General features: G+C 50.7%; 21 protein-coding genes. 13 read left to right on the top strand and 8 right to left on the bottom strand.

The window, feature by feature from the left end:
* The first annotated feature begins 11 nt into the window (after window positions 1-11).
* The 13 genes from FAH67_RS07965 (at window position 12) to ftsZ (ending at window position 15,842) form a co-directional block, all read left to right on the top strand.
* Complete coding sequence (locus tag FAH67_RS07965; RefSeq protein WP_003681884.1) at window positions 12-1,379, top strand: UDP-N-acetylmuramoyl-tripeptide--D-alanyl-D-alanine ligase; 1,368 nt, start codon at window positions 12-14, stop codon at window positions 1,377-1,379.
* Window positions 1,380-1,381: 2 nt separating this feature from the next.
* Window positions 1,382-1,558 (top strand): hypothetical protein, encoded by a 177-nt coding sequence (locus FAH67_RS07960; protein WP_003681886.1) that lies wholly within the window; start codon window positions 1,382-1,384, stop codon window positions 1,556-1,558.
* A gap of 93 nt (window positions 1,559-1,651) precedes the next feature.
* Entirely contained in the window at window positions 1,652-2,734 is a 1,083-nt protein-coding gene (mraY, locus tag FAH67_RS07955) for a phospho-N-acetylmuramoyl-pentapeptide-transferase (protein WP_003681888.1), read from the top strand.
* A 126-nt stretch (window positions 2,735-2,860) separates the two neighbouring features.
* The gene (locus FAH67_RS07950) at window positions 2,861-3,889 is read left to right on the top strand and encodes an SEL1-like repeat protein (protein WP_115287644.1); all 1,029 of its coding nucleotides are present in this window, start codon (window positions 2,861-2,863) and stop codon (window positions 3,887-3,889) included.
* Between the two features lie 85 nt (window positions 3,890-3,974).
* The gene (murD, locus tag FAH67_RS07945) at window positions 3,975-5,312 is read left to right on the top strand and encodes a UDP-N-acetylmuramoyl-L-alanine--D-glutamate ligase (RefSeq protein ID WP_003682504.1); all 1,338 of its coding nucleotides are present in this window, start codon (window positions 3,975-3,977) and stop codon (window positions 5,310-5,312) included.
* Between the two features lie 360 nt (window positions 5,313-5,672).
* On the top strand, window positions 5,673-7,169 hold the full coding sequence (locus FAH67_RS07935) for an amidase (protein WP_003682499.1): 1,497 nt from the start codon (window positions 5,673-5,675) through the stop codon (window positions 7,167-7,169).
* A 271-nt stretch (window positions 7,170-7,440) separates the two neighbouring features.
* On the top strand, window positions 7,441-8,703 hold the full coding sequence (locus FAH67_RS07930) for an FtsW/RodA/SpoVE family cell cycle protein (RefSeq protein ID WP_115287643.1): 1,263 nt from the start codon (window positions 7,441-7,443) through the stop codon (window positions 8,701-8,703).
* 4 nt (window positions 8,704-8,707) lie between these two features.
* Window positions 8,708-9,775, top strand: a complete 1,068-nt coding sequence (gene murG / locus FAH67_RS07925) for an undecaprenyldiphospho-muramoylpentapeptide beta-N-acetylglucosaminyltransferase (RefSeq protein WP_003682493.1) — start codon at window positions 8,708-8,710, stop codon at window positions 9,773-9,775.
* A 166-nt stretch (window positions 9,776-9,941) separates the two neighbouring features.
* Window positions 9,942-11,351 (top strand): UDP-N-acetylmuramate--L-alanine ligase, encoded by a 1,410-nt coding sequence (gene murC, locus FAH67_RS07920; RefSeq protein WP_167480502.1) that lies wholly within the window; start codon window positions 9,942-9,944, stop codon window positions 11,349-11,351.
* An 87-nt stretch (window positions 11,352-11,438) separates the two neighbouring features.
* On the top strand, window positions 11,439-12,353 hold the full coding sequence (locus FAH67_RS07915) for a D-alanine--D-alanine ligase (RefSeq protein WP_003682486.1): 915 nt from the start codon (window positions 11,439-11,441) through the stop codon (window positions 12,351-12,353).
* Window positions 12,343-13,062 carry a cell division protein FtsQ/DivIB gene (locus FAH67_RS07910; RefSeq protein WP_003682484.1) on the top strand — a complete coding sequence of 240 codons (720 nt, stop codon included), beginning with the start codon at window positions 12,343-12,345 and terminating at the stop codon, window positions 13,060-13,062. Before FAH67_RS07915 ends, FAH67_RS07910 begins: the two co-directional genes overlap by 11 nt.
* A gap of 74 nt (window positions 13,063-13,136) precedes the next feature.
* The gene (ftsA, locus tag FAH67_RS07905; protein ID WP_003682483.1) at window positions 13,137-14,390 is read left to right on the top strand and encodes a cell division protein FtsA; all 1,254 of its coding nucleotides are present in this window, start codon (window positions 13,137-13,139) and stop codon (window positions 14,388-14,390) included.
* A gap of 252 nt (window positions 14,391-14,642) precedes the next feature.
* On the top strand, window positions 14,643-15,842 hold the full coding sequence (gene ftsZ, locus FAH67_RS07900; protein ID WP_003682480.1) for a cell division protein FtsZ: 1,200 nt from the start codon (window positions 14,643-14,645) through the stop codon (window positions 15,840-15,842).
* A gap of 119 nt (window positions 15,843-15,961) precedes the next feature.
* Here ftsZ and ispH read toward each other — a convergent pair whose 3' ends face one another.
* The 8 genes from ispH to pilB form a co-directional block, all read right to left on the bottom strand.
* Complete coding sequence (gene ispH, locus FAH67_RS07895; protein ID WP_039864405.1) at window positions 15,962-16,930, bottom strand: 4-hydroxy-3-methylbut-2-enyl diphosphate reductase; 969 nt, start codon at window positions 16,928-16,930, stop codon at window positions 15,962-15,964.
* 13 nt (window positions 16,931-16,943) lie between these two features.
* The gene (gene lspA / locus FAH67_RS07890; protein WP_112890684.1) at window positions 16,944-17,450 is read right to left on the bottom strand and encodes a signal peptidase II; all 507 of its coding nucleotides are present in this window, start codon (window positions 17,448-17,450) and stop codon (window positions 16,944-16,946) included.
* Window positions 17,451-17,600: 150 nt separating this feature from the next.
* Window positions 17,601-18,500, bottom strand: a complete 900-nt coding sequence (glyQ, locus tag FAH67_RS07885) for a glycine--tRNA ligase subunit alpha (protein ID WP_003682476.1) — start codon at window positions 18,498-18,500, stop codon at window positions 17,601-17,603.
* 81 nt (window positions 18,501-18,581) lie between these two features.
* Window positions 18,582-18,764, bottom strand: a complete 183-nt coding sequence (gene yacG / locus FAH67_RS07880) for a DNA gyrase inhibitor YacG (RefSeq protein WP_003682475.1) — start codon at window positions 18,762-18,764, stop codon at window positions 18,582-18,584.
* Window positions 18,761-19,381 carry a dephospho-CoA kinase gene (gene coaE, locus FAH67_RS07875; RefSeq protein ID WP_003682473.1) on the bottom strand — a complete coding sequence of 207 codons (621 nt, stop codon included), beginning with the start codon at window positions 19,379-19,381 and terminating at the stop codon, window positions 18,761-18,763. Before coaE ends, yacG begins: the two co-directional genes overlap by 4 nt.
* Window positions 19,381-20,268, bottom strand: a complete 888-nt coding sequence (locus FAH67_RS07870) for a prepilin peptidase (RefSeq protein WP_003682471.1) — start codon at window positions 20,266-20,268, stop codon at window positions 19,381-19,383. Before FAH67_RS07870 ends, coaE begins: the two co-directional genes overlap by 1 nt.
* Window position 20,269: 1 nt before the next feature.
* Window positions 20,270-21,511: a type II secretion system F family protein gene (locus FAH67_RS07865; protein WP_115287641.1), complete on the bottom strand. Its 1,242-nt coding sequence runs from the start codon at window positions 21,509-21,511 to the stop codon at window positions 20,270-20,272.
* Between the two features lie 79 nt (window positions 21,512-21,590).
* Window positions 21,591-23,270 carry a type IV-A pilus assembly ATPase PilB gene (gene pilB / locus FAH67_RS07860; RefSeq protein WP_115287640.1) on the bottom strand — a complete coding sequence of 560 codons (1,680 nt, stop codon included), beginning with the start codon at window positions 23,268-23,270 and terminating at the stop codon, window positions 21,591-21,593.
* Window positions 23,271-23,529: the final 259 nt, after the last annotated feature.

Genomic DNA, 23,529 nt, shown 5'->3' with positions numbered 1-23,529 from the left:
CGGAAGAAACTATGAAACCACTAGACCTAAACTTCATCTGCCAAGCCCTCAAGCTTCCGATGCCGTCTGAAAACAAACCCGTGTCGCGCATCGTAACCGACAGCCGCGATATTCAGGAAGGCGATGTGTTTTTCGCATTGGCGGGTGAGCGGTTTGACGCGCATGATTTTGTTGAAGACGTATTGGCTGCGGGTGCGGCGGCGGTTGTGGTTTCGCGCGAAGATTGTGCGGCTTTGAAAGGCGCGTTGAAAGTCGATGATACGCTTGCCGCATTGCAAACGCTGGCGAAGGCTTGGCGCGATAATGTAAACCCGTTTGTGTTCGGCATTACCGGCTCGGGCGGCAAGACGACGGTGAAGGAGATGCTGGCCGCGGTATTGCGCCGCCGTTTCGGCGATGATGCCGTGTTGGCAACGGCGGGTAATTTCAACAACCACATCGGATTGCCGCTGACTTTGTTGAAATTAAACGAAAAACACCGCTATGCCGTGATTGAAATGGGCATGAACCATTTTGGAGAACTGGCGGTTTTGACGCAAATCGCCAAACCCGATGCCGCTTTGGTCAACAACGCCCTGCGCGCCCATGTCGGTTGCGGTTTCGACGGAGTGGGCGATATTGCCAAAGCGAAAAGCGAGATTTATCAAGGCTTATGTTCAGACGGCATGGCACTGATTCCTCAAGAAGATGCCAATATGGCTGTTTTCAAAACGGCAACGCTTAATTTGAATACGCGCACTTTCGGCATCGATAGCGGCGATGTCCACGCGGAAAATATCGTGCTGAAACCTTTGTCGTGCGAATTTGATTTGGTGTGCGGCGACGAGCGCGCCGCCGTGGTGCTGCCTGTTCCCGGTCGCCACAATGTCCACAACGCCGCCGCTGCCGCCGCGCTGGCTTTGGCTGCGGGTTTGAGTTTGAACGATGTGGCGGAAGGTTTGCAAGGCTTCAGCAATATCAAAGGCCGTCTGAACGTCAAATCCGGCATCAAGGGCGCAACCCTGATTGACGATACCTACAACGCGAACCCCGACAGCATGAGGGCAGCGATTGATGTGTTGGCGCGTATGCCTGCGCCGCGTATTTTCGTGATGGGCGATATGGGCGAACTGGGCGAGGACGAAGCCGCCGCCATGCACGCCGAAGTTGGCGCGTATGCACGGGATAAAGGCATCGAGGCTGCGTATTTTGTCGGCGACAATAGCGTCGAAGCGGCAGAAACGTTTGGCGCGGACGGTTTGTGGTTCGCCGCCAAAGACCCGCTGATTCAAGTGTTGAGCCACGATTTACCCGAACGCGCCACCGTGTTGGTGAAAGGTTCGCGGTTTATGCAGATGGAAGAAGTGGTCGAGGCATTGACGGACAAAGAGGCCGTCTGAAAATGAAAAGCCGACGTTTTTTAAAAGCCTTATTGCTGATTGCCGCGCTGGTCGGTGCGTTTTATGCCGGAATGCGGACGCAGGCGTATCTTTATGAAGATTTATGTTTAGACTTGGGCGGCGGCAAAAATCCGGGGAGTTACCCGATTTGCGTGATTGAGAAAGTCCCTGCACGTTAATTTGCAAAAGCTGTCCGAAACCTTGCCGGACGGCAAGCAAACCTCAAACGGGCGCAAGCCCATGTAACGACAAAAACAAAAAAAGGAAGCCCCATGTTTTTATGGCTCGCACATTTCAGCAACTGGTTAACCGGTCTGAATATTTTTCAATACACCACATTCCGCGCCGTTATGGCAGCGTTGACCGCCTTGGCGTTTTCCCTGATGTTCGGCCCGTGGACGATACGCAGGCTGACCGCGCTCAAATGCGGGCAGGCAGTGCGTACCGACGGCCCGCAAACCCACCTCGTCAAAAATGGCACGCCGACGATGGGCGGTTCGCTGATTCTGACCGCCATTACCGTGTCCACCCTGTTATGGGGCAACTGGGCGAACCCGTATATCTGGATTCTCTTGGGCGTACTGCTTGCCACCGGCGCGCTCGGTTTTTACGACGACTGGCGAAAAGTCGTCTATAAAGACCCTAACGGCGTGTCCGCCAAATTCAAAATGGTGTGGCAGTCCAGCGTTGCCATCATCGCCGGTTTGGCATTGTTCTACCTTGCTGCAAATTCTACCAACAATATCCTGATTGTTCCCTTCTTCAAGCAGGTCGCCCTGCCGCTTGGCGTAGTCGGCTTTTTGGTGTTGTCTTACCTGACCATCGTCGGCACATCCAACGCCGTCAACCTCACCGACGGCTTGGACGGCCTTGCCGCATTCCCCGTTGTACTTGTCGCCGCCGGCCTTGCCATCTTTGCTTATGCCAGCGGACACTACCAATTTTCCCAATACCTCCAGCTTCCCTATGTCGCCGGTGCGAACGAAGTCGCTATATTCTGCACCGCCATGTGCGGCGCGTGCCTCGGATTTTTGTGGTTCAACGCCTATCCCGCGCAAGTCTTTATGGGCGATGTCGGCGCATTGGCATTGGGTGCCGCGCTCGGTACCGTCGCCGTCATCGTCCGCCAAGAGTTTGTCCTCGTCATTATGGGCGGTCTGTTCGTCGTAGAAGCTGTGTCCGTTATGCTTCAGGTCGGCTGGTACAAGAAAACCAAAAAACGCATCTTCCTGATGGCACCCATCCACCACCATTACGAACAAAAAGGCTGGAAAGAAACCCAAGTCGTCGTCCGCTTTTGGATTATTACCATCGTCTTGGTGTTAATCGGCTTGAGTACCCTCAAAATCCGCTGAACCTATGCCGTCTGAACACCTTTCAGACGGCATTTGAACGCGCAATAAACCTGCGGCGGCAATCTGTCCCGTCCTATCGTTAACCGCGGCTGAAAAACCGCCCCTCACCGAAATAGGAGAGAAAGCATGAAACAGACAACCAAATGGCTTGCAGCCGCCCTGATTGCCTTGGGCTTGAACCAAGCGGTGTGGGCGGATGGCGTACCGGATTTTCGGGAAACGCTTCAAGCTGCGGAGCAAGGGGATGCATACGCCCAATATAATTTGGGCATTATGTATGACAATGGGCGAGGCGTCCGTCAAGACTATGCACAGGCGGTGCAGTGGTATCGCAAGGCGGCAGAACAAGGGCTTGCAGAAGCCCAATATAATTTGGGTGTGGCGTATGCACAAGGGCTAGGAGTCCATCAAGACGATGCACAGGCGGTGCAGTGGTATCGCAAGGCGGCAGAACAAGGGCTTGCAGAAGCCCAATATAATTTGGGTGTGGCGTATGCACAAGGGCTAGGAGTCCATCAAGACGATGCACAGGCGGTGCAGTGGTATCGCAAGGCAGCAGAACAAGGGTTAGCCCAAGCCCAATCGGATTTGGGCCTGATGTATTACAAAGGCGAAGGAGTCCGTCAAGACAATGCACAGGCAGTGCATTGGTTTCGCAAGGCAGCAGAACAAGGGTTAGCCCAAGCCCAAAGTAATTTGGGTGTGATGTATTACAAAGGGCGAGGCGTCCGTCAAGACGATGCACAGGCAGTGCAGTGGTATCGTAGGGCTGCAGAACAAGGGGATGCTCAAGCCCAAAGTTATTTGGGCGATATGTATGTACAAGGGCGAGGAGTCCGTCAAGACGATGCACAGGCAGTGCAGTGGTATCGCAAGGCTGCAGAACAAGGGCTTGCCAGAGCCCAATTCAATTTGGGTGTGATGTATGACAATGGGCGAGGTGTCCGTCAAGACGATGCACAGGCAGTGCAGTGGTATCGCAAGGCTGCAGAACAAGAGTATGCCGATGCCCAAAATAATTTGGGTGTGATGTATGAACAAGGGCAAGGCGTGCTCCAAGACCTCGCCCTTGCCCAAGAATGGTACGGTAAGGCTTGTCAAAACGGAGACCAAGACGGCTGCGACAATTACCAACGCCTGAAGGCGGGTTATTGAACAGCCCGCGATGCCGTCTGAAAGCGGCTTGAGCAGGAGCGGACATCTTCCTACTCAATATGATTTGTTTTAGGACAAAACCAAAATGACTTTCCAAAACAAAAAAATCCTCGTCGCCGGACTCGGCGGTACGGGTATTTCCATGATTGCCTATCTGCGCAAAAACGGCGCGGAGGTTGCCGCTTATGATGCGGAGCTGAAGCCGGAGCGCGTGTCGCAAATCGGCAAGATGTTTGACGGACTGGTGTTTTACACAGGCCGTCTGAAAGATGCGCTGGACAACGGTTTCGATATTTTGGCACTCAGCCCCGGCATTAGTGAGCGTCAGCCGGATATCGAGGCGTTCAAGCAAAACGGCGGGCGCGTGTTGGGCGACATCGAATTGCTGGCGGACATTGTGAACCGCCGTGGCGATAAGGTGATCGCGATTACCGGCAGCAACGGTAAAACCACGGTAACGAGCCTCGTGGGCTATCTCTGCATTAAGTGCGGGCTGGATACCGTCATCGCGGGCAATATCGGTACGCCGGTTTTGGAGGCGGAATTGCAGCGCGAAGGCAAAAAGGCGGATGTGTGGGTGTTGGAGCTTTCCAGCTTCCAACTGGAAAATACCGAAAGCCTGCGCCCGACTGCGGCGACGGTGCTGAACATTTCCGAAGACCATCTCGACCGCTACGACGACTTGCTCGACTACGCGCATACCAAAGCCAAGATTTTCCGTGGCGATGGCGTGCAGGTTTTGAATTCAGACGATGTGTTTTGCCGCGCCATGAAGCGTGCCGGGCGCGAGGTGAAATGGTTTTCGTTGGAACACGAAGCTGATTTTTGGTTGGAACGTGAGACAGGCCGCCTGAAACAAGACGATGAAGATTTGATTGCCACGCAAAACATTCCGTTACAAGGCTTGCACAACGCCGCCAACGTCATGGCTGCCGTTGCCTTGTGCGAAGCTGTCGGTTTGCAGCGCGAAGCATTGCTCGAACACGTCAAAACCTTCCAAGGCCTGCCGCACCGCGTGGAAAAAATCGGCGAGAAAAACGGCGTGGTGTTCATCGACGACAGCAAAGGCACGAACGTTGGCGCAACCGCTGCTGCGATTGCCGGTTTGCAAAATCCGCTCTTCGTGATTTTAGGCGGTATGGGCAAAGGGCAGGACTTCACGCCCCTGCGCGACGCGTTGAAGGATAAGGCAAAAGGCGTGTTCCTGATTGGTGTCGATGCGCCGCAAATCCGCCGCGATTTGGACGGCTGCGGTCTGAATATGACCGACTGTGCCACTTTGGAAGAAGCGGTTCAGACGGCATACGCCCGAGCCGAAGCGGGCGATATCGTGCTGCTCAGCCCCGCCTGCGCGAGTTTCGATATGTTTAAAGGCTACGCGCACCGTTCGGAAGTGTTTATCGAAGCGTTTAAGGCTTTGTAAGGTCGTCTGAAACATGAAAAGAGGGTTGGTTTTACCGTAAACCTTGTGTGTCATTGCCTCAAAGGTCGTCTGAAAACGTCAAGGCGGTTTCAGACGACCTTTTTGCAGCAACGGCAAACTTGTTCCTTTCCTTTATACGGTGCTACTGTTTCTTATAGTGGATTAAATAGTGGATTAAATTTAAATCAGGACAAGGAGACGAAGCCGCAGACAGTACAGATAGTACGGCAAGGCGAGGCAACGCCGTACTGGTTTAAATTTAATCCACTATAAAAATTGCCTATGCGGGCAAACGGCGAGGCGGCGGGCAGCCATGCCTGACCGAAAAAACGTGTGTTCATCAATCCGAAAGGAAAACCAATGAATTTTCAAGACTACATCCGTTACGATGCCGTCGGTTTGGCAGAGCTGATCCGCAAAAAAGAAGTGTCCGCCGATGAAGTGTTGCAGGCTGCTTTAAACCGCTTGGACGAAGTCAATCCCAAGCTCAATCTGTTGGCGCACGATTTGCGCGAACGCGCGGCGGCGTGGCAGTGGCCGTCTGAAAATGCCGATACGCCGCTGGCGGGCGTGCCGTTTTTGCTCAAAGACCTGCTGGCGGATTGGGAAGGCGCGCCTACATGGTCGGGTTCGCGCATGATGCAGCATTACATTGCCAAACAAAACAGCGATTTGACCCAAGCCTATCTCGATGTGGGGCTGCGCGTGTTCGGCAAAACCACTACTCCCGAATGGGGTGCGTATCCCGTTACAGAAACCGAAATTTACGGCATCACGCGCAATCCGTGGAATTTGGACTACACCGCGGGCGGCAGCAGCGGAGGCGCAGCGGTAGCAGTGGCTTCGGGAGTCGTACCCGCAGCGCACGGCAGCGACGGTGGCGGTTCCATCCGTGTACCCGCGCACAACTGCGGCGTGTTCGGGCTGAAACCCACGCGCGGCCGCAGCAGTTACGCGCCGAACGCATCGGAGGCGTGGCAGGGTTTGGTATGCGACCATGTGTTGACCCGCAGCGTGCGCGACAGCGCGGTTTTGCTGGACATCGCCGCCCAAACCCAAGCCCGCGCCCTGTATGCCTGCCCGCCGCCGCCCGAAAACGGTTTTGCAGACAGCCTGAAACTAGAAACAGGTCGTCTGAAAATCGCTTTTTGGAAACAGGCATGGTTTGGCGGCGGCAACGACGAAGGCACGGAAGCCGCGTTTGCCCATAGTTTGAAACTGATGCAAGACGCGGGACACGAATTGGAAGAAGCCACGCCCGATTTCGCGCCGCCCGAACAGCTCAACCGAGCCGCCCGCATCATCGTCATGGGCGAAACGGCAAAACTGTTCTACCAATATCAATACGAAACCGGGCAAAAACTGCCGCACCGCCTGCTTGAGCCGACAACGTGGGCAATGATTGTGCAGGGGCGGCAAATCAGTGCGGGCGAAATGGCTTGGGCGCGCGACGTGATGCTGGCGCAGGAGCGTGCCGCCAAAGCATTTTTCACGCGCTACGACGTGTTGATGACACCTGTCTGCCCGCGCACTACGCCGAAAATCGGCGAGATGATGCCGCCGCCCGCCGCACAAAAAGCCATGCGCCTGCTGTTCGGCACGCTGCGCTTGGGTTTTCTGTTGAAAAACAACCCGTTTTTAGAAAAAGAAGCCGCCGCCGCGCTGCAATACGTCGGTTATACGTCGCCGCTGAACATGAGCGGCAACCCCGCCATGAGCGTGCCGCTTTACCGGCATAACGGGCTGCCCGTCGGTACTCAGTTTGCCGCCGCTCACGGACGCGAAGACACGCTGCTCCGCCTTGCAGCGCAGTTGGAACAGATACAGCCGTGGGTGGAAATACCGCAGTTGGCTTAGGGTTTGTATTGGATAAAAAGTAGCCTATTTTTCTGAAGAAAAAATTTATACAAGGCCGTCTGAGAACATAAAAGCGTTTTCAGACGGCCTTTTGCCGGTATCAAAGGGTAGGGGAGGGCGCAAAGAACGTCGGAATCCGGCATCTTTAAAGATTCTGAATTGTTGGTTTGGAAATAAACCTTTAAAATAACGTTAATTCATTTTTTCAGACGGCCTCTTGCCCATTAGCAGGCCGTCTGAATATTTTATTCAAGCCGTTACGGATGTTTTCATGATTAGTCTTTCCAAAATGCTTGACCGGCCGATTGCGCGCGATGGTCGGAAGTTTGATGTTTCTCTCTTGTGGATGGTCGTCTTAATGACGGTCTTCAGCCTGATTATGATTTATTCGGCTTCTATTGCGTATGCGGCATCGGAAGGGGGCAGCCAGTTTTCTTTTGTGTCTAAGCAGGCAATGTTTATCCTGTTTACGGTGGCCATATGCTTGCCGCTTTTCCTACTGAAGATGAGCTTCTGGCGGCGGATTATTCCATTTTATTTTGCTGTTTCGGGTTTGCTGTTGTTGCTGGTATTGTTTGTCGGCCGTGAGATTAACGGCGCGACGCGCTGGATTCATATCGGACCGCTCAACTTGCAACCGACTGAATTTTTCAAATTGGCGACGGTCTTGTATTTGTCCAGCCTGTTTACGCGCCGTGAAGAAATGTTGCGTGATTTGGATTCTTTGGGTTGGTCGTCTTTGTTTACCGGTATTGGCGATTTGGTGTGCAGCCCCTTTAAAAGTGAAGCTTGGGTAAGGGTAAAGGAACGCTTCCGTAAGTTTAAGACCTTGATTCTGGCGATTATGTTGGTGGCGTTCGGTTTGGTTTTGATTATGGGCCAGCCGGACTTTGGCTCGTTTGTTGTGATTGTTGTGATTACCATGGGTATGCTGTTTTTGGCAGGCTTTCCGTGGAAATATTTTGCCGTATTGGTGGCAACCGTTGTGAGCGGTATGGGCTTGTTGATTTTGGCTGCGCCTTACCGTATGGCGCGTGTGGCAGCGTTTTTGGACCCTTGGAGCGATCCTTTGGGTAAAGGCTATCAGCTGACGCATTCCTTGATGGCGATTGCGCGCGGTGGCTGGTTTGGCGAAGGCTTGGGTGCGAGTTTAGAAAAACGTTTCTACCTGCCTGAAGCGCATACGGACTTTATTTTTGCCGTCATCGGTGAAGAATTTGGCTTTGTCGGGATGCTGGTTTTGGTGTTCTGCTACGGCTGGCTGGTGTGGCGCGCGTTTTCCATCGGCAAGCAGGCGCGTGATTCGGGCTTAATGTTCAGCGCGTATATTGCCAACGGTATCGGTATTTGGATTGGTATTCAAAGTTTCTTCAATATCGGTGTAAATATCGGTATCCTGCCTACTAAAGGCCTGACTTTGCCGTTTATGTCTTACGGCGGTTCGGCTGTCTTTATCATGCTGGTGTGCGTTACTTTGTTATTGCGCATTGATTATGAAAACCGCCAAAAAATGCGCGGTTATTCGGTGGAGTAAAACCATGAGCGGTAAAACTTTTATGCTGATGGCCGGCGGTACGGGCGGTCATATTTTCCCTGCATTGGCGGTTGCCGAGTCGCTGCAAAAGCGCGGCCATCATGTGATTTGGTTGGGCAGTCAGGATTCGATGGAAGAGCGTATCGTGCCGCAATACGGCATACGCTTGGAAACGCTGGCCATTAAAGGCATCCGCGGCAACGGCATTAAGCGCAAGCTGATGTTGCCGTTTACGCTGTATAAAACTGTCCGAGCCGCGCAGCAGATTATTAAGAAACACCGTGTCGAGTGCGTTATCGGTTTTGGCGGTTTCGTTACTTTCCCCGGCGGCTTGGCGGCAAAAATTTCCGGTGTGCCGATTGTGATTCATGAGCAAAACGCCGTAGCCGGGTTGTCCAACCGCCAACTGTCGCGTTGGGCAAAACGTGTTCTGTATGCTTTCCCGAAAGCCTTTCACCATGAAGGCGGATTGGTGGGTAACCCTGTCCGTGCCGATATTGCGGCATTGCCTGTTCCTGAAGAACGCTTTGAAAACCGTCAAGGCCGTCTGAAAGTTTTGGTGGTGGGCGGTAGTTTGGGTGCGGATGTGTTGAACAAAACCGTTCCGCAGGCTTTGGCATTATTGCCTGAGGCAGCCCGTCCGCAAATGTATCATCAGTCCGGCCGCAATAAATTGGGCAACCTGCAGGCGGATTACGATGCGTTGGGTGTGCAGGCCGAGTGTGTCGAATTTATTACCGATATGGTGTCGGCCTACCGTGATGCCGATTTGGTGATTTGCCGTGCCGGCGCGCTGACAATTGCCGAGTTGACGGCTGCCGGTTTGGGCGCGTTGTTGGTGCCGTATCCGCACGCAGTGGACGACCATCAAACAGCCAATGCGCGTTTTATGGTTCAGGCCGAAGCGGGTTTGCTGCTGCCGCAAACTCAACTGACGGCAGAAAAACTGGCCGAAATACTTGGCGGCTTGAACCGTGAAAAATGCCTGAAATGGGCGAAAAATGCCCGTACGCTGGCGTTGCCGCACAGTGCGGACGATGTGGCGGAAATTGCCATATCCTGTACTGAATAAGCAGGCAGACTTCGATTAAAGGCCGTCTGAAAAGTTGATTAACGGCGTTTCAGACAGCCTTCATTGCTTTTGTTAAAATTCCTTTACAATAAAAGCATAGCGCAGAAGCGGATAGCCCTTTAAAATAACGCCTTTACGCACTAAAAACCAACCGGAACGCAACGTTATGATGAAAAATCGAGTTACCAACATCCATTTTGTCGGAATCGGCGGCGTCGGCATGAGCGGTATTGCCGAAGTTTTACACAATTTGGGCTTTAAAGTTTCCGGTTCGGATCAGGCGCGTAATGCCGTTACCGAGCATTTGAGTGCTCTCGGCATCCAAGTTTACCCCGGTCATACTGCCGAACACGTCAACGGTGCCGACGTGGTTGTTACTTCTACTGCCGTCAAAAAAGACAATCCTGAAGTTGTTGCCGCGTTGGAACAGCAGATTCCCGTGATTCCGCGCGCGTTGATGTTGGCAGAATTGATGCGCTTCCGCGATGGTATCGCCATTGCCGGTACGCACGGCAAAACCACAACCACCAGCCTGACCGCTTCTATTCTCGGCGCGGCAGGACTTGACCCGACTTTCGTTATCGGCGGCAAGCTCAACGCCGCTGGTACCAACGCCCGTTTGGGTAAAGGCGAATACATTGTTGCCGAAGCCGACGAATCCGATGCTTCTTTCCTGTATCTGACGCCGATTATGTCCGTCGTGACCAATATCGACGAAGACCATATGGACACTTACGGACACAGCGTTGAGAAACTGCATCAGGCATTTGTGGATTTCATCCACCGTATGCCGTTTTACGGTAAGGCCTTCTTGTGTATCGACAGCGAACACGTCCGCGCGATTTTGCCAAAAGTGAGCGAGCCTTATGCTACTTACGGCTTGGACGATACTGCCGATATCTACGCAACCGATATTGAAAACGTTGGCGCGCAAATGAAATTTACCGTTCATGTTCAAATGAAAGGACATGAGCAAGAACCGTTTGAAGTTGTTTTGAATATGCCCGGCCGCCACAACGTCCTCAATGCGTTGGCGGCTATCGGCGTTGCGCTGGAAGTTGGCGCATCGGTTGAAGCGATCCAAAAAGGCTTGCTCGGCTTTGAAGGTGTCGGCCGCCGCTTCCAAAAATATGGCGACATCAAATTGCCAAACGGCGGAACTGCTTTGCTGGTGGACGATTATGGCCACCATCCTGTCGAAATGGCGGCAACCCTTTCCGCCGCACGCGGTGCATACCCTGAAAAACGCTTGGTGCTTGCCTTCCAGCCGCACCGCTATACCCGCACACGCGATTTGTTTGAAGACTTTACCAAAGTCCTCAATACCGTTGACGCGCTGGTGTTGACCGAAGTTTATGCCGCCGGCGAAGAGCCGATTGCCGCCGCCGACTCCCGCGCCCTAGCGCGCGCCATCCGCGTATTGGGCAAGCTCGAGCCGATTTACTGCGAAAACGTCGCCGATTTGCCTGAAATGCTGTTGAACGTTTTGCAGGACGGCGACATCGTGCTGAATATGGGCGCGGGCAGTATCAACCGCGTTCCGTCTGCATTGGTGGAGTTGTCGAAACAATCATAATAAACAGGCATATTGGCCTTTGAGGACAGATAGGTCGTCTGAACAATATTCAGACGGCCTGTATCAGTATTTAAGAAAGTAGAAATTATGCAGAATTTTGGCAAAGTGGCCGTGTTGATGGGTGGCTTCTCCAGCGAGCGCGAAGTGTCGCTGGACAGCGGCGCCGCTATTTTGGCTGCCTTGAAAAGCAAAGGCGTCGATGCCCATGCGTTCGACCCCAAAGAAACCCCGTTGTCTGAGTTGAAAACACAAGGTTTTCAGACGGCCTTCAATATTCTGCACGGCACTTTCGGCGAAGATGGCGCGATTCAAGGCGCGTTGGAACTGATGGGTATTCCTTACACCGGCAGCGGTGTAGCCGCTTCTGCGCTGGGTATGGACAAATACCGCTGCAAACTGATTTGGCAGGCTGTGGGCTTGCCTGTTCCTGAGTTTGCCGTATTGCATGACGACAGCGACTTTGATGCCGTTGAAGAAAAATTGGGCCTGCCGATGTTTGTGAAACCTGCCTCAGAAGGCAGCAGCGTCGGCGTGGTAAAAGTAAAAGAAAAAGGCCGTCTGAAAAGCGTTTACGAAGAATTGAAACACTTGCAGGGCGAAATCATTGCCGAACGCTTTATCGGCGGCGGCGAGTATTCTTGCCCGGTATTGAATGGCAAAGGCCTGCCGAGCATTCATATTATTCCGGCTGCCGAGTTTTATGACTACGAGGCTAAATACAACCGTGACGATACGGTGTATCAATGTCCGTCGGAAGATTTGAGCGAGGCGGAGGAAAACCTGATGCGCGAACTGGCCGTGCGTGGTGCGCAGGCGATTGGTGCGGACGGCTGTTCGCGCGTGGACTTTCTGAAAGATATGGATGGTAAACTGTATCTCTTAGAAATCAATACCTTGCCCGGTATGACCAGCCACAGTTTGGTGCCAAAATCTGCAGGCCATACCGGCGTGGATTTTACTGATTTATGTATTGAGATTTTGAAGACCGCTCATGTGGGATGATGCAGGCGCACTGGGTCGGTTGACCCGCCGGCTATTGGTGCTGATGACCTTTCTGCTGATAGGTTCGGGCATAGCTTGGCTTTACAATTCAAAATATTTCCCTGTGAAACAGATTGCCATTCAGGGTAAGCTGAAATATGCTTCCAACAAAGAATTGCAAACTGTTGCACGAGAGCATATCAGGGGTAATATGTTCCGCGCCGATATTGATTCGGCGCAGGCCGCTTTTCAGGAATTGCCTTGGATTGACTCGGCAATGGTACGCCGCCGTTTTCCGGAAACCGTAGAAATTATCCTGACCGAGCGTGTGCCGGTTGCACACTGGCGCGCTGGCGGCTTGGTGGACAGTAAGGGCAATGTGTTTGCCGCAAGCCTGAAACAGGACCTGCCTATATTTGAAGGGCAGCAGGGGACAGGCAAAGACATGGTCAAACATTATGCGGACTTTTCCGGTGTTTTGAGTCCGTTGAAACTGACCATCAAAGAATTGATCTACACGCCGCGTTCGGCATGGCTGCTTGTATTGAACAACGGCATTACCGTGCGATTGGGGCGTGAAAACGAAATCAAACGTTTGCAGCAGTTTGCCCAGATTTGGCCATCGCTGCTGCGTAAAAAACAAAGTCGTATCGAGTATGTCGATATGCGTTATAAGGATGGTTTTTCAGTCCGTTACCGGCCGTCTGAAAACCCTTCCGACAGTGAATAGCCGATTAGACGTGAAGCAATCTTGTTTCAAAAATAATCAAACCGTCAGTCAGACAACATAGCGAACGAGCAATTATGGAACAACAACAAAATAAATATATTAGTGCCTTAGACATTGGTACGTCCAAGGTCATCGCCTTAATCGGCGAGATTCGGGAAGATAACGAAATCCACATTGTTGGCTTGGGTCAAAGCCCTTCACGCGGTCTGCGTGCAGGTATGGTGACCAACATTGACGCCACTGCGCAAGCCATTCGTCAGGCGGTGGAAGATGCCGAGCTGATGGCAGATACCAAAATTTCCCACGTCGTCACCGGTATTGCCGGTAACCATATCCGCAGCCTGAATTCACAAGGCGTGGTCAAAATTAAAGATGGCGAAGTATCGCAAGCCGACATCGATCGTGCCATCGAAACGGCCAAAGCCATCAATATTCCGCCTGATCACAATATCTTGCATACCGTGGTTCAAGAGTACATCATCGACAACCAACCCGGTGTGAAAGAGCCTATCGGCATGAGCGGCGTACGTTTGGATACCCGTGTACACATCATTACCGGTGCGAACACTGCTTTGCAAAATATCCAAAAATGTATCCAACGTTGCGGCCTGCAAATGGATCAAATCATGCTTCAGCCTTTGGCAAGCGGTCACGCCGTTTTGACTGAAGACGAAAAAGATTTGGGTGTGTGCGTCATCGATATCGGTGGCGGTACAACCGACATCGCGGTTTATACCAATGGTGCAATCCGCCATACTGCGGTTATTCCCGTTGCCGGCGATTTGATTACCAAAGACTTGGCACAAGCCCTGCGTACGCCGCACAGTGCCGCCGAGTACATCAAAATCCATTACGGTGCCGCCATTCCGACTATGGACGGCTTGGATGAAATGATTGAAGTTCCTAGCGTTGGCGACCGTCAATCACGTCAAATTTCACGCCGCGTATTGGCTGAAATCATCGGCCCGCGTGTAGAAGAGATTTTGGAATTGACGCTGAACGAATTGCGCCGTTCTGGCTTCCCTGAAGAAGTGCTGACTTCCGGTATCGTTTTGACCGGCGGTGCTTCTATGTTGACCGGTATTGTTGAGTTGGCTGAAGAAGTCTTCAACCTGCCGGCGCGTATTGGTGTTCCACAAGAAATGGGCGGCGTATCCGAGCGTATCCGCAATCCACGCTATTCAACAGCGATTGGCCTGCTTCAGACGGCCTATGCTGCCGAAGAGGGTGAGCAAACCAGCCGAACTGGTGCGATTGCACTGAATGATTCAGGCAAAAAAATGGGTCTGTGGGAAAAAATCCAAAGATTCTTCAGAGACAATTTCTGATAAAAGTTTTCAGGACAGGCGGTGTGGCAACCGTTTGTCCTGAATATTTAAGTGAAATTAAACGGTTTTAAATAATTGCCAAGTGGGTAATTTAAAACTTGTATATTTTCTGTTAAAAAATGTAGTAAAAATATAACGCCGACAGCCGAATGGTGAGAAGATTTTTGCCAGTATCTGGATACTTCTTATATAATACGGATAATGAGTTATTTTTGAACCGTCCTTATAAAGCGGGGCGCGGAGGATTATTGAATGGAATTTGTTTACGACGTAGCAGAATCAGCAACAAGCCCTGCTGTTATCAAAGTTATCGGTTTGGGTGGCGGCGGCTGTAATGCCATCAACAACATGGTTGCCAACACTATTCATGGTGTTGAGTTCATCAGTGCCAATACCGATGCGCAATCATTGGCTAAAAACAATGCGGCTAAACGCATTCAATTGGGTACAAACCTGACTCGCGGTTTGGGTGCCGGTGCAAATCCTGAAATCGGCCGTGCCGCTGCTCAAGAAGATCGCGAAGCCATCGAAGATGCCATCCGTGGTGCAAACATGTTGTTTATCACTACCGGTATGGGTGGCGGTACAGGTACCGGCTCTGCTCCTGTTGTGGCTGAAATCGCTAAAGAAATGGGTATCCTGACCGTTGCAGTTGTAACCCGTCCGTTTGCTTACGAAGGCAAACGCGTACACATCGCTCAAGCAGGCTTGGATCAGCTCAAAGAGCGCGTTGACTCCCTGATTATTATCCCGAACGACAAATTGATGACTGCCTTGGGTGAAGACGTGACCATGCGTGAAGCTTTCCGTGCGGCCGACAATGTATTGCGTGACGCGGTTGCCGGTATTTCCGAAGTGGTGACTTGCCCGAGCGACATGATCAACTTGGACTTTGCCGACGTGAAAACCGTGATGAGCAATCGTGGTATCGCCATGATGGGTTCAGGTTTCGCGCAAGGTATCGACCGTGCCCGTTTGGCCACCGACCAAGCTATCTCCAGCCCGCTCTTGGATAACGTTACTTTGGATGGCGCACGCGGTGTATTGGTAAACATTACCACTGCTCCTGGTTGCCTGAAAATGTCTGAGTTCAACGAGATTATGCGTATCGTCAACCAAAATGCACACCCTGAAGTGGAATGCAAATTTGGTGCTGCCGAAGACGAGAGCATGAGCGAAGACGCTATCCGTATTACCATTATTGCTACCGGCTTGAAAGAAAACGGTACTGACAACCAACTGCGTGCTGCTGCCCGTACCCAACAATTGGTACGCGGTGCGGAAGAAGCGCCTCAAGCTCAAAGCCAAAGCAGTGCTGAAAGCTTGGTTCGTACCAACCGCAATATCCGTTCTATGAATCTGACTGCGGCTGATTTCAGCAACCAGTCTGTACTGGATGACTTTGAAATTCCTGCTATCTTGCGCCGTCAGCAACATACTTCTGAGAAATAATCAGGATCATGTATGAAAAGACCTGCTTTTAAGGCAGGTCTTTTTTATTAGCAAAATAAACTTAAGGCCGTCTGAAAATTTTCAGACGGCCTTAAGTTCAAATAAAGCAAATAACAAACTTACCCTTTATTTAGGATTTGCTTGTTTTCGCCCTCACGACGCAACTCTTTAGGCAAGACAAATACAATGCTTTCTTCTGCGCCTTCTCCTTCGCGTATGGTCTCGTGTCCCCAATCTTGAATGGTTTGTAAGACTTCTCGAACCAAGACTTCGGGCGCAGATGCACCGGCAGTTACACCAACCTTGGTTTTGTTTTCAAACCATTCTTTTTTCAGATAGGAAGCATTATCGACCATATAGGCATCAACTCCTCGCAATGCGGCTACTTCACGCAAGCGGTTGCTGTTGGAAGAGTTGGGCGAGCCGACAACAATCACGAGGTCGCATTCTTCCGCCAATTCTTTAACGGCAGTTTGGCGGTTGGTTGTGGCGTAGCAGATGTCTTCTTTGTGCGGATTGCGGATATTGGGGAAGCGTTGGTTTAAGGCCGCAATAATGTCTTTGGTTTCATCCACCGATAAAGTGGTTTGGCTCACATAGGCAAGCTTATCAGGATTTTTGACGTTCAGTCCGGCCACATCTTCCACTGTCTCAACCAGAAACATTTTACCCGGAGGCAATTGTCCCATTGTACCTTCTACTTCGACGTGGCCTTTATGGCCGATCATAATGATTTCGTAATCTTGCTCATCGAGGCGGGCTACTTCTTTATGGACTTTGGTTACCAAAGGGCAGGTGGCATCAAAAATGCGGAAACCACGTTGCACCGCTTCTTCCTGTACGGCTTTGGATACGCCGTGAGCAGAGTAAATCAGCGTGGCCCCCTTGGGTACATCCGCCAAGTCATCGACAAAGACGGCACCTTTTGCTCGCAGATTGTCCACGACGAATTTGTTGTGAACGACTTCATGGCGGACGTAAATGGGCGCGCCGAATTCTTCGAGTGCACGTTCAACAATGCTGATGGCACGGTCAACGCCGGCACAGAAGCCGCGGGGATTGGCAAGGATAATGGTTTTTTGAGTCATGTGTGTTCCGTTTTCAGACGGCCTTTGTGTCGTTTGAAGGTGTTTTTTTGTGCAGCAAACCATCTAATACCAAGCAAACTGCGCCAACGCAGATAAAGCTGTCGGCAATGTTAAATGCGGGGTAGAACCAGTTTTGCCAATAGAAAAGCAGAAAATCGACAACGTGGCCGTGAATCAGACGGTCAACCACATTGCCAATCGCGCCACCGATAATCATGGCAGCCCCCAGTTTACCCCAGCGGCCAAACTCATCACGCAAAATGGCACGGGCCAAATACAGGCTGATAACGACGGCCAGACCTAAAAAGAAGAATTTCTGCCAGCCGCCTTGGTCGGCCAAAAAGCTGAATGCTGCACCTGGATTATAGGCAAGTGTCAGGTCAAAGAAGTCTGGAATGATATTGAGGCGTTCGCCTTCGGTAAAGTGTTTCAAAATTTCCCATTTGCTCAGTTGGTCAAGAATGATGGCAACGAGGGAAAGTAAGAAAAAGGGAATTTTTGCAGAAGAGGATGAACTCATGTTTTCAGACGGTTTATGTAATAAAGGGCTTATTTTACCTGAAAGCAGACTGGAAGTGTTTGCAATGGCATCGACTCAAGGCCGTCTGAAAATAGAAACGCCGCCACTTGAATGTATCAAAGGGCGGCGTGGTGGTAAGCATGTGCAGGCTTATTGGTTTTTAAGCAATGGGAAGCCCAGTTTCTCGCGGCTTTCAACGAATTTTTGTGCAACGATACGGCTCAATGCACGAATGCGGCCGATGTAGGTTGCGCGTTCGGTAACAGAAATGGCGCCGCGTGCATCTAAGAGGTTGAACGTGTGGCCGGCTTTGAGTACAAGCTCGTAAGCAGGCAGGGCAAGACTAGTGTCTTCAACTGCAAGCAGGCGTTTGGCTTGTTCTTCATAGTCGTTGAATTGGCGCAAGAGCCAATCGGCATCGCTGTATTCGAAGTTGTAGGTGGATTGTTCGACTTCGTTTTGATGATAAACGTCGCCGTAAGTGACGATGTTGCCATCAAGGGTTTTTGCCCAAACGAGGTCGTACACGTTTTCCACGCCTTGCAAATACATGGCGAGACGCTCAATACCGTACGTGATTTCACCGAGCACGGGGGAGCAGTCGATACCGCCGACTTGTTGGAAGTAGGTGAATTGGGTTACTTCCATGCCGTTGAGCCAAACTTCCCAACCCAAGCCCCAAGCGCCAAGAGTAGGGTTTTCCCAGTCGTCTTCGACAAAACGAATATCGTGTACTTTAGGGTCGATACCCAATTCGCGCAGGGAATCGAGATAGAGGTCTTGAATATTGGCTGGCGCAGGTTTGAGCGCAACTTGGAATTGATAGTAGTGTTGCAGGCGGTTAGGGTTGTCGCCATAGCGGCCGTCTTTGGGGCGGCGGCTGGGTTGAACGTAAGCGGCAAACCAAGGCTCTGGGCCTAACGCGCGCAGGCAGGTGGCTGGATGTGAAGTGCCGGCACCGACTTCCATATCGAAAGGTTGGATAATGGTACAGCCTTTGTCTGCCCAGTAGTTTTGTAATTTGAAAATAATTTGTTGGAAGGTGAGCATGGTGGATGGAATAGATTGGAATAAAGAGGGTATTTTACTGTTTTGAGCCTGTTTTGGATAGGCTGAAGCAAGCGGCGCAGTTTATTTGCCGTCCAACAGGTCTGAAAAGGGGTCGTCTTCCGAAGAAACGGTGTATTTTTCTTGTGCCCATTCGCCTAAATCAATGAGTTTGCACCGTTTGCTGCAGAAAGGGCGGTAGGGGCTGTCGGTGTTCCAAACGACTTCTTTGTGGCAGGTTGGACATTTTACAACAGGAGCGGTCATGCAGTTTCTTTCGGTGATTGTGCAATGGATTGATAGTATTGATGCAAACGGGCAACCTTGATTTTTGCTTCTTCCATGTTATGGGTATTGTCCAATACATCGTCGGCATGCAGTAGTCTGTCACATCGAGAAGCTTGGGTGGCCATGATTTGACGCGTCTGCTCTTCTGAAAAACCGTTGCGTTGATGTACGCGTTCGATTTGGACGGACTCCGGAACATCTACAACCAAAATACGGTCGGTCTCCGCTTTAAATGCCGGATTCTCAATCAAAAGCGGTACATCGACAATGCCGTAAGTAGATGAGGCAAGTTTTTGTTTCTGCTGTTGGATTTTGTTTAAGATTAATGGCAGAAGCAGGTTTTCCAGTTGTTTTTTGGATTGAGGCCGTCTGAAAACTTCTTCCCGTAAAGTGATACGATTCAGACGGCCTTCATGGTCAAAAACCTCATCGCCGAAAAGCAGACGGATAGAAGGAAGGGCTTCACCGTTTTCAGCGGTCAGTGAACGGCTGATGGCATCGGCATCGACAATGGGTACGCCAAGTTCGGCAAACATTTGGGCAATAGATGATTTGCCGCTACCGATACCGCCGGTCAAGCCTATCCATAATGTCATTATCGGAATCCTGATTGTACGAGCCACCATTGTACCAGTTGGGTAATAGGTGCATTGGCAACCAAAATAATCCATCCTGCCACAGCAAGGCTGGGACCAAAAGCAAAATATTGACCTTTACTGACGCGGGCAATGAGTGCGCCCACCAGTCCGACTAAGGCAGCCATGAATACCAGAACAGGCAAAATTCCTACACCCAGCCATGCACCAAGCGCGGCCAAAAGTTTGAAGTCGCCATTGCCCATGCCGATTTTACCGGTCAGAAGTTTATAGACGGCGCATAAAGTATAAAGGCTCATATAGCCTGCGATTGCGCCCCAAACGGCTGAATGCAGGGACACGAATGTGTCATTCAGATTAAACAGCAGGCCGATCCAGATTAGGGGCTGAGTCAGGCTGTCGGGCAAATATTGTGTATCGGCATCGATAAAGGTCAGCGCAATCAGTATGGCAGTCAAAATTAATCCGCCAATAGTCGCCCATGACCAGCCGTATTGCCATGCGACAATACCGAATAAGACGCCTGTCAGTAGCTCGATCAGCGGATAGCGTATGCCGATCGCGGTTTTGCAGGAGTGGCATTTCCCGCCCAGTAAAACATAGCTGAGGATGGGGATGTTTTGCCAAGGTTTGACTGGGCTTTTGCATTTTGGGCAGCGTGAATCCGGTTTGCGCAGATTAAATGGCTGTTTTTCTTCATCTGTCAGCTCGATGCCCAAATGCTCTTTAGAAAATTGTGTCCATTCGCGTTCCATCATTATCGGTGTACGATAAATGACAACGTTCAGAAAGCTGCCAATCAGCAATCCCAAAATAACGGCTAAAGGAATAGCGAATGGCGCAAGAACGGAGAGGACGTCGATGGCAGAGTAAATACTATCAAGCATATCAACCTACGACATTACCCAAGTTAAACAACGGCAGATACATGGCAGTCAGCAAGATACCGATGAGTGAGCCCAATACCACCATGATGATAGGCTCCATCAAGTGAGACAATTGGGAGACGGAGTTGTCTACTTCATCTTCGTAGAATTCGGCGGCTTTGTTCAGCATATCGTCCAAAGAGCCTGACTCTTCGCCGATGGCCGCCATTTGGATCACCATATTGGGGAACATATCCGTACTTTGCATACTGAATGTCAGCGACAGGCCTTGTGCTACCTTGGCGCGGATGTCTTGAGTAGCTTCTTCATAGAGAATATTGCCGGATGCGCCTGCAACTGAATCTAATACTTCCACCAAAGGAACGCCGGCTGCGAAGAGTGTGGAAGTCGTACGCGCCCAACGGGCAATGGTCGCTTTACGGACGATGGTGCCAAAAACAGGGAGTCTCAAAATCAAAGCATCGATTCGTTTTTGGAAGGTAGGCGATTTTTCATGGAGTTTGTACAGGCCGAAGGCAGAAGCAATCAAAAGGATGATCATAATCCAGCCATAGTCGACGAATAAATCGGATAAGCTCATGACAAGTTGGGTAAGGCTTGGCAGCTCTGCCCCCATATTGGCATAAACTTCTTTAAAGGCAGGCAGTACAAACATCATCATGATGAAGATAAGCGCAATCGCCACCACGATAATGGCAATCGGGTAGGTCAGTGCGGTTTTAACTTTTTTCTTAATGGCTTGGGTTTTTTCTTTATAGACAGCCAGTTTGTCCAATAGGCTTTCCAATACGCCGCCGGACTCGCCTGCGCTGACCAGATTGCAATAAAAGCGGTCGAAATATTTTGGATATTTGGAGAACGATTTACCCAATGCGCTGCCTTGTTCGACATCGGAGCGAATCTGCGTCAGCATTTCGGTCATGCTCGGATTGGAGTGGCCGCGCGCAACGATTTCAAAAGCCTGCATCAGGGGTAAGCCTGCCTTCATCATCGTTGCCAGTTGGCGGGTGAACACTGTAATGTCTTCTTGGGTAATACGGCGTTTGCGTGCGGTTTTAACTTTGCTGATACGCAAAGGACGAATGCCTCTGCGTTGGAGTTTTTTGCGTACTTCTTCTTCGTCTTTGGCAACTACTTCACCACGGACAAGACGTTCGGTCTCGGTATTTTTTCCTTCAAATGTAAAACGCTTGCCTTTGCTTCTTGAGCCGAACAGACTTCTTTTTTGCTCTGCTTGAGCCATGTGTTATTCCTTGTTAGTAAGAAATAAAGCGGACTGTTTTCCCGTGCCGCTTTATTTTAATTTTCGAAAATATGGCAGTTTAGTCATTGGTATGAGCAGTCACTTCTTCCAACGAGGTCAGTCCTTGCATGACTTTCATGAGGCCGGCGCGACGCAAGTCTACCATGCCTTCCTGATAGGCCATGTTCATGATATCAATTTCCGTACCGTTGTTCATAATGACTTTTTGCATTTCATCGCTGACCGGCATGACTTCATATACCCCGGCACGGCCTTTGTACCCCTTGCCCCTGCAACTGTCGCAGCCAACGGCACGGTACATCGTCCAATCCTTAGCCAAGTCTTCTTTGGTAAACCCCGCTTTAAGCAAGGCCGCTTCGGGAGGCCGCTCCATCGGCGTTTTGCACTTCGGACACAGACGGCGCAACAGACGTTGGGCGATTATCAGGCTGACGGAACTGGCGATATTGAACGGTGCGACACCCATGTTCAGCATACGCGACAAAGTCGCCGGAGCATTATTAGTATGCAGCGTCGAAAACACCATATGTCCTGTCTGTGCCGCTTTAATCGCAATATCGGCTGTTTCCAAATCACGAATCTCGCCCACCATGATGATGTCGGGGTCTTGGCGCAGGAACGATTTTAGCGCGGCGGCAAAAGTCAGGCCCTGTTTATCGTTGACGTTAACCTGATTGATACCCGGCAAATTAATCTCGGCCGGGTCTTCGGCGGTAGAAATATTAACGTCTTCTGTATTCAGGATATTCAGACTGGTATAAAGCGTTACCGTTTTACCCGATCCTGTCGGACCGGTAACCAACACCATACCGTACGGACGGTGAATGGCTTCAAGCAACATCTCTTTTTGAAACGGCTCAAAACCGAGTTGATCGATATTCAGCGAAGCCGCATCCGAATTCAAGATACGCATTACCACTTTTTCGCCAAACAATGTTGGCAACGTGCTGACACGGAAGTCAATCGGACGGCCGTGTTTATGGAAGGCAATTTGAATTCTGCCGTCTTGCGGAATACGTTTTTCAGAAATATCCAAACGCGCCATCACTTTGATACGCGATGTCAACTGGCCGCGCACGGCGACAGGCGGCTGTACGACTTCACGCAATTGCCCGTCTACACGGAAACGAACGCGCGCCATTTGCTCGTAGAATTCAAAGTGGATGTCTGATGCGCCCGCGTTCAGGGCATCGGATAAGGTTTTGTGGATGAAACGGGGGATAGGGCCGTCTTCAGCCTCTTCATTGTCGATATAAAGCGATTGCGATTGCTGCATTGCTTCATGTTCGTCGTTGATTTCTTTCAGAATAGTGGTCGAACGTTGGCCCAGCCATTCCAGCAATGAGCTGAGCTGGTCGTCTGGAACTACTACCAAGTCGACACTTAAATCTGAAGCCAAAGCGATTTTTTGAAAGTTTTGGATTTGGGTCGGATCGGATACGGCGAAATAAACCTTGCGTCCGCGTTTGAAAATCGGAATGCAACGGTTTTGCACCATTTGCTCTTCCGTCAGAATGTCGCTGACTACATTATTGCGCGGGTAGTAGTGCAAATCCAAAAGGGGGTAGCTGAATACGCGAGCAACCAACTCTCCCAGAGCTTTGGGGGAGATGATGCCGTCTGAAAACAGGTTGGGCAGGATTTCTTTTCCCGATTGTAAAAGGCTGTTGTAATGTTCCGCTTGTTGATTTGAGATGGTTTGGCTTTGAACCAAAACGCGCAATAATCCGACACTCATTTTATTTTCCGTTTCTTGTGCAGTTCTCCCTTTAATTTAGAGGAAAGCCGTATTATTCTATCATTATTATAATTAAAGCATATGTTTAATTATGTAAATCTGCTTAAGTTGCAAAGACATGCTTCTGCTTTAATTGTATTTTTATTTCAGACGGCCATTATAAAGCAAGGAGAATAGGCGTTAAACTCGATATTTTTGGATTATGATGAAAAAACAACAATTTTGTCGTATGAATCCAATCAATAACGAAATTATATTT

Origin of the sequence: Neisseria flavescens (assembly GCF_005221285.1) — a bacterium.
In the GTDB taxonomy this organism is placed as follows: Bacteria; Pseudomonadota; Gammaproteobacteria; order Burkholderiales; family Neisseriaceae; genus Neisseria; species Neisseria flavescens.
Note: the sequence above shows the minus strand (reverse complement) of the source record. Positions and strands in the feature narration are given on the sequence as shown.

Coding starts and splice junctions, on each gene's coding strand:
- FAH67_RS07870 (WP_003682471.1), bottom strand. CDS start 20,268: ATGCTTGATAGTATTTACTCTGCCATCGACGTCCTCTCCGTTCTTGCG.
- coaE (WP_003682473.1), bottom strand. CDS start 19,381: ATGACATTATGGATAGGCTTGACCGGCGGTATCGGTAGCGGCAAATCA.
- FAH67_RS07965 (WP_003681884.1), top strand. CDS start 12: ATGAAACCACTAGACCTAAACTTCATCTGCCAAGCCCTCAAGCTTCCG.
- FAH67_RS07930 (WP_115287643.1), top strand. CDS start 7,441: ATGATTAGTCTTTCCAAAATGCTTGACCGGCCGATTGCGCGCGATGGT.
- FAH67_RS07960 (WP_003681886.1), top strand. CDS start 1,382: ATGAAAAGCCGACGTTTTTTAAAAGCCTTATTGCTGATTGCCGCGCTG.
- murD (WP_003682504.1), top strand. CDS start 3,975: ATGACTTTCCAAAACAAAAAAATCCTCGTCGCCGGACTCGGCGGTACG.
- mraY (WP_003681888.1), top strand. CDS start 1,652: ATGTTTTTATGGCTCGCACATTTCAGCAACTGGTTAACCGGTCTGAAT.
- FAH67_RS07910 (WP_003682484.1), top strand. CDS start 12,343: ATGTGGGATGATGCAGGCGCACTGGGTCGGTTGACCCGCCGGCTATTG.
- ispH (WP_039864405.1), bottom strand. CDS start 16,930: ATGACTCAAAAAACCATTATCCTTGCCAATCCCCGCGGCTTCTGTGCC.
- ftsZ (WP_003682480.1), top strand. CDS start 14,643: ATGGAATTTGTTTACGACGTAGCAGAATCAGCAACAAGCCCTGCTGTT.
- yacG (WP_003682475.1), bottom strand. CDS start 18,764: ATGACCGCTCCTGTTGTAAAATGTCCAACCTGCCACAAAGAAGTCGTT.
- FAH67_RS07950 (WP_115287644.1), top strand. CDS start 2,861: ATGAAACAGACAACCAAATGGCTTGCAGCCGCCCTGATTGCCTTGGGC.
- FAH67_RS07935 (WP_003682499.1), top strand. CDS start 5,673: ATGAATTTTCAAGACTACATCCGTTACGATGCCGTCGGTTTGGCAGAG.
- ftsA (WP_003682483.1), top strand. CDS start 13,137: ATGGAACAACAACAAAATAAATATATTAGTGCCTTAGACATTGGTACG.
- murG (WP_003682493.1), top strand. CDS start 8,708: ATGAGCGGTAAAACTTTTATGCTGATGGCCGGCGGTACGGGCGGTCAT.
- murC (WP_167480502.1), top strand. CDS start 9,942: ATGATGAAAAATCGAGTTACCAACATCCATTTTGTCGGAATCGGCGGC.
- glyQ (WP_003682476.1), bottom strand. CDS start 18,500: ATGCTCACCTTCCAACAAATTATTTTCAAATTACAAAACTACTGGGCA.
- FAH67_RS07865 (WP_115287641.1), bottom strand. CDS start 21,511: ATGGCTCAAGCAGAGCAAAAAAGAAGTCTGTTCGGCTCAAGAAGCAAA.
- pilB (WP_115287640.1), bottom strand. CDS start 23,270: ATGAGTGTCGGATTATTGCGCGTTTTGGTTCAAAGCCAAACCATCTCA.
- lspA (WP_112890684.1), bottom strand. CDS start 17,450: ATGAGTTCATCCTCTTCTGCAAAAATTCCCTTTTTCTTACTTTCCCTC.
- FAH67_RS07915 (WP_003682486.1), top strand. CDS start 11,439: ATGCAGAATTTTGGCAAAGTGGCCGTGTTGATGGGTGGCTTCTCCAGC.